Annotated in this window: 5 protein-coding genes and 1 tRNA gene; 1 reads left to right on the top strand and 5 read right to left on the bottom strand. The window is 40.2% G+C overall.

What is annotated here, in order from left to right:
* Positions 1-302: 302 nt before the first annotated feature.
* Both DS891_RS24200 and DS891_RS24195 read right to left on the bottom strand, forming a co-directional pair.
* A complete protein-coding gene (locus DS891_RS24200; RefSeq protein WP_174171169.1) occupies positions 303-1,340 on the bottom strand; it encodes a hypothetical protein in 1,038 nt (345 codons plus the stop codon).
* A 37-nt stretch (positions 1,341-1,377) separates the two neighbouring features.
* Positions 1,378-1,959 (bottom strand): hypothetical protein, encoded by a 582-nt coding sequence (locus DS891_RS24195; protein ID WP_174171168.1) that lies wholly within the window; start codon positions 1,957-1,959, stop codon positions 1,378-1,380.
* A gap of 886 nt (positions 1,960-2,845) precedes the next feature.
* On the opposite strand from DS891_RS24195, the gene DS891_RS24190 reads away from it, so the two are divergent.
* Complete coding sequence (locus DS891_RS24190) at positions 2,846-3,730, top strand: hypothetical protein (protein ID WP_174171167.1); 885 nt, start codon at positions 2,846-2,848, stop codon at positions 3,728-3,730.
* A 304-nt stretch (positions 3,731-4,034) separates the two neighbouring features.
* On the opposite strand, the gene DS891_RS24185 is transcribed toward DS891_RS24190, so the two are convergent.
* The 3 genes from DS891_RS24185 to DS891_RS24175 form a co-directional block, all read right to left on the bottom strand.
* A complete protein-coding gene (locus tag DS891_RS24185; RefSeq protein ID WP_174171166.1) occupies positions 4,035-4,865 on the bottom strand; it encodes a DUF726 domain-containing protein in 831 nt (276 codons plus the stop codon).
* A 234-nt stretch (positions 4,866-5,099) separates the two neighbouring features.
* A tRNA-Pro gene (locus tag DS891_RS24180) sits at positions 5,100-5,176 on the bottom strand.
* Positions 5,177-5,340: 164 nt separating this feature from the next.
* Entirely contained in the window at positions 5,341-6,759 is a 1,419-nt protein-coding gene (locus DS891_RS24175; protein WP_010607547.1) for a sodium:alanine symporter family protein, read from the bottom strand.
* Positions 6,760-7,220: the final 461 nt, after the last annotated feature.

Genomic DNA, 7,220 nt, shown 5'->3' with positions numbered 1-7,220 from the left:
TAAAAGATGACTCAGGTGGTTTTTTAGTGCGAAGTTTACTTCGGCGATTATAAAAAGACTTGGTACTAAGGTTGTGCTGCGTGCAGAAGTCAGTGACAGACAAACCACTGAGTTCCTGTTGTTCGATAAGTTTCAGCCATTGCTCTGCGGTTTTGTGTTTAGGCATGGTCAGCTCCGAATTGAGATCAGAGCTGTACTTTATAGGCTGAGCGTATTCAGTAGCTAGGTGTGGTTCAGGCGACGCTTACGTTAGTTCACAATTTGAGTATGTAAACTCGACTTATGTATGTGGGCGGAACAAGCTACTCCTTTGTAAGTTCGTCGTTTTCAGCCTGTGCATTATTTGGTTTTCTCTCTCTAGACCAAGATAAGACAAGGCCTTTGGCGACTATGTGTTCTAGCTCCCCAATTTTTATGAAGTAGTTTTCACCAAGGTTAGATAAGATAATAACGTCTTTGTAGATACAGAAATCGGTTGAGCTGGTAAAAGCATGCAGGTTTTGGGCTTTTAAATAGTTACATGCCTCTTTTTTCAATGTTAGGGTTTTGACTTCAAAGTTACCAAATCCATAGCGCTTTATTACAGCTTTGGAGATTGTTGTGCTTGCGTTGAAGCTGAGTAGTACTATGGATAGGGTGCATAATGAAATAATCCCATAGAATATGAATGCTGAGATTCTATTTGGCCTCATCGCAACTATCGTATTTATACCTAATATTGTAACAATTGCGATAATGGTCATTTCGTTTAACTGTAAATCAACAGCCCCATCTGATAATGAAGTAAGTAACATCAGAGGATATAATGATGCGACAATGCTTATAAATGATGCCCAGCAGTATTCTATAGCCTCAACCAACTTGTTTTGACTTTTTTTAGGAACTTCAATGAGGGAAGCGGCTTTTGTAGAAATGTAAGTCATTATGAAAAATAAAATAATGCCTATTTCTAACAGGCTTTTCCAATATGGCTTCTCAACAAGAAACAAAGATGTGAACATAGTCGCTTGTGGGAATAGAAATAAACTTGCGCAAAGGGCACTTTTGTAATTTTCACTTTTGCTTTTATAGTGTGTACTTTCCTGAATTCTTTTCCCAAAGGTTCGATACCAATACTCACCAGGTAAGATAAAAACCACCACGATAATCACAAGCATTATGAAAGCGGTAATAGCACTGGCTCCTAAGAGCATTGTCGAAGATTGAAAGTCAAAACTTGGCATGTAGCGGATATGGGCATAGTAGATAGTAAAAATCGACCCACCAAGTAGTAATATTGATGACCAAAATATGGTGCCCAAGTTGTTATAAAAGTATTCCTTTAACTTATTAATATCCATTACTTTTTCCACGTTAAGTATCGTTGCTTATTGTGGGCTAACCCCAGTTCATTAAGTCTGCTTGCAGCCCAAAAGGTTGAAATAGTTTTTGGCCAAGAGGGAGCCCCGAGTATATTTCACCAATACTCTTGGGAAAATGACTGTAGCCAGATCGTTCTAATAACTCTCTTTCGAGGTATAGATTCGCAATATAAAGTCCAGCGAGAGACTCTAATACATTCCCGAGGTTGGCTTTGTGGAAATGTTTTCTGCGCTCATGTTTTACGTTGTTATAGTCTGACCACCAAGAGGGGGATCTACCCTCTTCAAATGCTTTCCACGGTACGTATTGCAGCTCGAACTCAAAGGACCGTACTTGTTCAGTTATCAGCCCTTGTTGATTTTCAACTATCCACTGACGATAAATATTTATATTTGCATCTTTTCCCTTTTTGGAGGGGCATATATCACATATCTCTTTGAGTACCACCTCAACTTCAGCACAAATTGCAAGATAGAGTTTGGCCAATTCTATGGAGTATGTTTTGAAATTGTCAGGGGCAAAGTGTATGTAGCGAGACAAGGCGTATACATCTGATTCTAGCGAGAGATAATAGCGCCAATGTAGATTTTGTTTCATGGTTTCCTTACGTAGCGCACATTTAGGGTTGAGTATCGTTAAAGTGCACTGTCTGCTTATATTTATTTTTATCCAACTATTTACACTGTTATCTTAAATTAGAAGACTAGTAAATTACTAGCGCAAAAGTGACTCCCAACTTCTTGATACTTCACAATCAATCATCTATATTCATTTTCACGCACTTAAAGTGTGTAACCTACGAAGGGAGTCACTACGGTGACCGAAAACAGGCGCCTTTCTTTGGCTGCCTTCAATACGTAAAGAGGATATGGGTGTTGTTAATGCAATGCCCAAATAATGAAGCAAATTAAGAATAATGCCCTTCACTCTTTTTAACGTATTGGAGGACTACCATGTTGTTACCCACTCAATATCTTTCTACTTCAGAGCTATGTGAAATTTTACACATCGAGAAGCGCTCACTTCAAAATCGTATGTCACGGCAGCGTAAAGCAATTCGCGAAGGCGCCGACCCAAAAAGCACCAAGGTTCAACAGTTTGCTCCTCCCTCAATAAAAGTAGGGCGAGTTCATTTGTTCCGGTGGGATGCGGTTCAGTGTTGGCTTTCGCGTCATGAAGGAGTGAAAATGTAAGGAAGGCACAAGGGGTTGCTTGACCGGCGATACCCCAAACGCACTTTGCATTTTCAAGTTATATGCTTGCCTTCAAAGAAAAGCCACTCGTCGAGTGGCCCAGATACGCTATTGCTTATCCGCGAGATTTTCATGACTTAATTGAACTGCAATCGCCTAGGTTTGTGAGAGCTTTGTTTAGTAAAAACCATGAGTCTAAAAAGTACATCCATTTACTTGGTAATAGTCAGTCAAAACGCTCAACCAACTTTAGCGCTTTCAAAAGCGCTACGAGTCGATATGTACTTGGTGTGCTAAAAAGTAAAAGTGAGGCGGTAAATTGCTACTTTACACCGAACGAGTTTTTTAGTTGGCCAAGATGTAACAATCTTGCTCTATTGAGAGCCAATTGGCTAGAAATCGACCTCGATGAGAAATGTCACGCCGAATCGGTTCGAGATTTGGAAATTACAATAGTAGCCGACGTTTTCGCCCGAATTGAGGAGTCTGGATTGCCCCCGCCAACTGGGTATGTGCTTTCTGGCTCAGGTGGTATTCATATTTATTGGATTTATGATCCTGTCGATGCGAAAGCAATGAATAAATCATTGTGGCGTACAATAGCCAACTGCTTGATAGAGAGGTTAGGGAATTCGGTAGGTAACTGGCATATAGACCTTATGGCAACTAAAAGGGTAAGTGGCTATATGCGAATACCTGGTTCTGTTCATGGTCGAACAGGGTTGAGTGCTAGGTATTTTGGCTCAGGACCTAAATATACTTTTGAAGAGTTATTAACTTGCTTGGGTTTAGGTAGTCTTCATAACCGACTATTACAGTTAGAGCAAAAGCGAATCGTAGATTTGGCATCGTATTCTAAAAATACGGAGGTAAAACGAGGCCCTAAGAAAAGATATGGTCACAGCATCAAAGAATGGTGGATGAAATGTATCAATACGATTCAAATGCATTTCAATCAAATAGGTATGGTGCCAAAAGGTAAGCGAGATAAAACGGCCTTCGAGCGGCTTTATCAGTTCAATGCTGAGCGAATAGGGCTTCCCGATGATGAGTTGGATAATCTCATTAAAACAGCCAAAACAACACTATATCGATACAGGCAAGAAACATTAGCTCTTTATTTAGAAGATTTGTTAGGTTTTCGACCAGAGTATTTGATTCCAAAGGTAAAATAAAAGCTAACTAAAGCAGAGATAAAACAAAGGCAATCAAAGGCAGCGATTGCATCGGCTAAAAAGAAAAGAAATCGATCTCAGCGACAAGTGAAGAAAGAGTACTTAGCTTTGCAAGAGTTGATGGGACAACCTCCAACGCAGCGTGCCGTAGCCGAAAAAAGTGGGTTAAGTATAAGAACGGTTAAAAGGTATTGGAATAAAGAAAATACTTCTAGTCGAAGCTAACCTTCTTTATCAAGCAATAGTTTTCACAAATATCAATGTTAGCTTTTTGGAGTTGATTTATTCAACATACTGAGTGTTATTAGCGTCGAAGGAAACCTGTCAGCGACGAGACCAGGGTGGATAATGCTAGTGCAGAATAGGACCATTTCCGTCCAACTAGACTACTTCCTAAGTTGTATTTACTTGCGAGCTTGTTTCTTTCGAATAAAATTTTTCCAATTTTATGATTTTTGTAATCAGAATGACCGGTTACAACGTGGCTCAAGTCAATATTGTAAATTAGACTTAATTGGCTGTTTTCTATACCTTTCAAGCCAACAGGTTCGTGGGAAAAAGTAGTTGCTAGTTTGTAAAGTCTTTTGAGAACTTCATCTTGCTCAGAGAAGTGATTAAATATCATTAGTTCAGGGTGTTTTAGATAGATATCCGTCCAAGGTTCATTATTAGCAATTGCCCCACCGAATAAGAAAGCCTTCGAAACGCTTTGTTGCCGCTCTAGACAATCTAACGCAGAGTATATGACTTTAGCTCCAAGCGAATGTCCAAAAAGTACAAAACTGCGGTTTTGCTGGTTGATGTACTTGGCCAAATGTATTCCAGTTTCTGTGGCTACTTCAAGTGCTTTGCTCCATGCGGTAATTATTTCTTTGCATATAGCGTATGTACTATGTAAAAGGCTAATCTTTGCTTGGGGTAAAAGTAGTAGCTTAGCGAGATTCTCAATTACGACTTTCTTCCCTATCGTCTTAAAGCTACCGCTATTCCACCTACAGTGTTCTACCCTGTTCTTTGGATAAAGTATATCGATAATCTCAAGCCAATCGCTTACATCAGTTTCTAACTCGCTCAGAAAACCATTCACTAAAACGATTGTGGGCTCTATGCCATCTCTTATGACAGTTGTTTTCATATATAACTCCATTTATAGGTTTTTGACTGCTGTAATACTCAGTGTCTTCTTAATTCAAAGGTGCCATTAGGTGTCGTCCTATATATCCTCCCCTAAAAGGAGCTGAAAGGGCAAAATAATTTTATTGGAATATGGTGCGACAAATGTTCGACATACAAAACTGAGTGATGAAAATAAAGTGCGATAAGAATAAGAGTAGATAGATTTAACTTATTGAAAGGGATGAGAATTGAATGGTCGGCATAGCAGGATTTGAACCTGCGACCCCTGACACCCCATGACAGTGCGCTACCAAGCTGCGCTATATGCCGACTTGTGCTTTACTATACGGATTTTTTTTTTGAAAGGCAATAAGTGGTTGGTTTATTTGGACATTAAATGAACTCAAGGGCGTATTTTTGTGTTCTTCGTCATTAATCCTGAGTTTTATAAGAAGAAAGCGCACTAAAAATAAGCTCTAGTGCGCTGCATTGGTCTATTTAGTCCAAATGCCTTTTGGTAGTGTTTTTTCTACTTCAGGGTTGGTACTAGGATCAAACTCTGGGGTTACGCCAGCTTTAAGCTGCTTTTTATAATCGTTGGCAAGCCATAGCACGACTTTGCGAAGCATAAAGAGTGCAACCACGTTTACTACAGCCATTAAGCCCATTGAAATATCAGCGAGTGTCCAAACCAGTCCAAGTTCGCTTACCGCACCAAACATTACCATGCCTAATACACAAGCTCTAAATACCATCATGCCTTTCTTTGAATGGTGATCTAAAAACAGTAGGTTGGTTTCTGCATAACTATAGTTGGCAACAATGGAAGTAAAAGCAAAAAATAGAATAGCCACTGCAACGAAAATTGCGCCCCATTCTCCTACATGATGAACCAATGCAGATTGTGTTAATTCAATGCCAGTTAAACCTGAGTTTGGCTCAAGTTGACCGGATAAAAGAATAAGCGAAGCGGTCGCGGTACAGATCACTATGGTATCTACAAATACACCTAGCATTTGTACATAACCCTGTGATGCTGGATGGTTTGGATTTGGTGTTGCACTGGCAGCAGCGTTTGCAGCGCTACCCATACCCGCTTCATTTGAAAATAAGCCACGCTTGATCCCTTGAAGCATCGCTTGCATTACGGCGTAGCCAATAGCACCAGCACCCGCTTGTTCAATACCCATTGCACTTTTTACTATTAACATAAATATATCTGGCAGCTGCGCAAAGTTCACAGCACAGACGTAAAGTGCAAGTATAAGATAAGCAACGGCCATAAAAGGCACGACGAGCTCGGCAAAGCGTGCAATAGTTTTTAAACCACCGAAGATGATAATCCCAGAAGCTGCTACTAACGCAATACCCATCACATATTTAGGCACATCAAAGGCAACGTTAAATGCTGCGGCAATGGAGTTGGCTTGCACTGCATTAAAGACGAAACCAAATGCAAGGATAAGGCAAAGTGAGAATAACACCCCCATCCACTTACGTTTTAAACCTAGCTCCATATAATAAGCAGGGCCACCACGGAAGTTTCCGTCATCATCTTTTGTCTTATATAGCTGCGCTAAGCAACTTTCAGCAAAACTGGTCGCCATACCAATCAAGGCAATGAGCCACATCCATAATATAGCACCAGGACCGCCCAAATAGAGCGCGACACCAACACCTGCCATATTACCGGTACCAACCCGTGCGGCGAGTGAAGTACAGAATGCTTGAAAAGAGGAGATACCATCTTCAGCACCTTCGCGGCTTTGCATCATTACCTTCACCATATATGGGAATTGAGTGAATTGAATAAAGCCAAGCCTAATTGTGAAGAATACACCTGCAGCTATTAAGAGGTAGATAAGTAGATGGCCCCATAAAAGACCACTTATCGAGTTTAAGATATCAGCCATGTATTTAGCCTTTTTCTAAGAACGAGTAAATAATGGGGCGGTAATCTACCACAAAGAAAAGCAAAAGCCGAAATTCCTATGGGTTATCCACAGAAAATGTGGATAAGTTGTTAGGATTCGGTGGGCTAAAAAGCATTTGAAAAATAAATAGAAAAAACCGAAAAAAAGGGGTTGCACTAAAATCGGATTTCCCTATAATGCGCATCCACCGACACGGGGAGCAGCGCTGAAAAGCAACAGGCTAACGAGTTGGGAGTCAAGTGAAACTTAGGTTTTGAGGATTCGAAAAGAAACTTAAATCGATAATCGAAGTGATTAAGTGTTGACAAAAAATTGGGAATGCTTAGAATGCACATCCCTCGAAACAACGAAATGTTTCGAAACGTTCTTTAAAAATATGAAGCAATCATCTGTGTGGGCACTCGTACAGATTGAGTTCTAACAGCAGATTCTAGTTCGCT

Source organism: Pseudoalteromonas sp. JC28, assembly GCF_013319255.1.
Taxonomy (GTDB): Bacteria; Pseudomonadota; Gammaproteobacteria; order Enterobacterales; family Alteromonadaceae; genus Pseudoalteromonas.
The sequence above is the reverse complement of the archived record's forward strand: the minus strand, read 5'-3'. Positions and strand labels throughout refer to the sequence as shown.

Excerpts from the sequence above, each read along its gene's own strand:
- DS891_RS24195 (WP_174171168.1), bottom strand. The coding sequence starts at position 1,959 with ATGAAACAAAATCTACATTGGCGCTATTATCTCTCGCTAGAATCAGAT.
- DS891_RS24200 (WP_174171169.1), bottom strand. The coding sequence starts at position 1,340 with ATGGATATTAATAAGTTAAAGGAATACTTTTATAACAACTTGGGCACC.
- DS891_RS24175 (WP_010607547.1), bottom strand. The coding sequence starts at position 6,759 with ATGGCTGATATCTTAAACTCGATAAGTGGTCTTTTATGGGGCCATCTA.
- DS891_RS24185 (WP_174171166.1), bottom strand. The coding sequence starts at position 4,865 with ATGAAAACAACTGTCATAAGAGATGGCATAGAGCCCACAATCGTTTTA.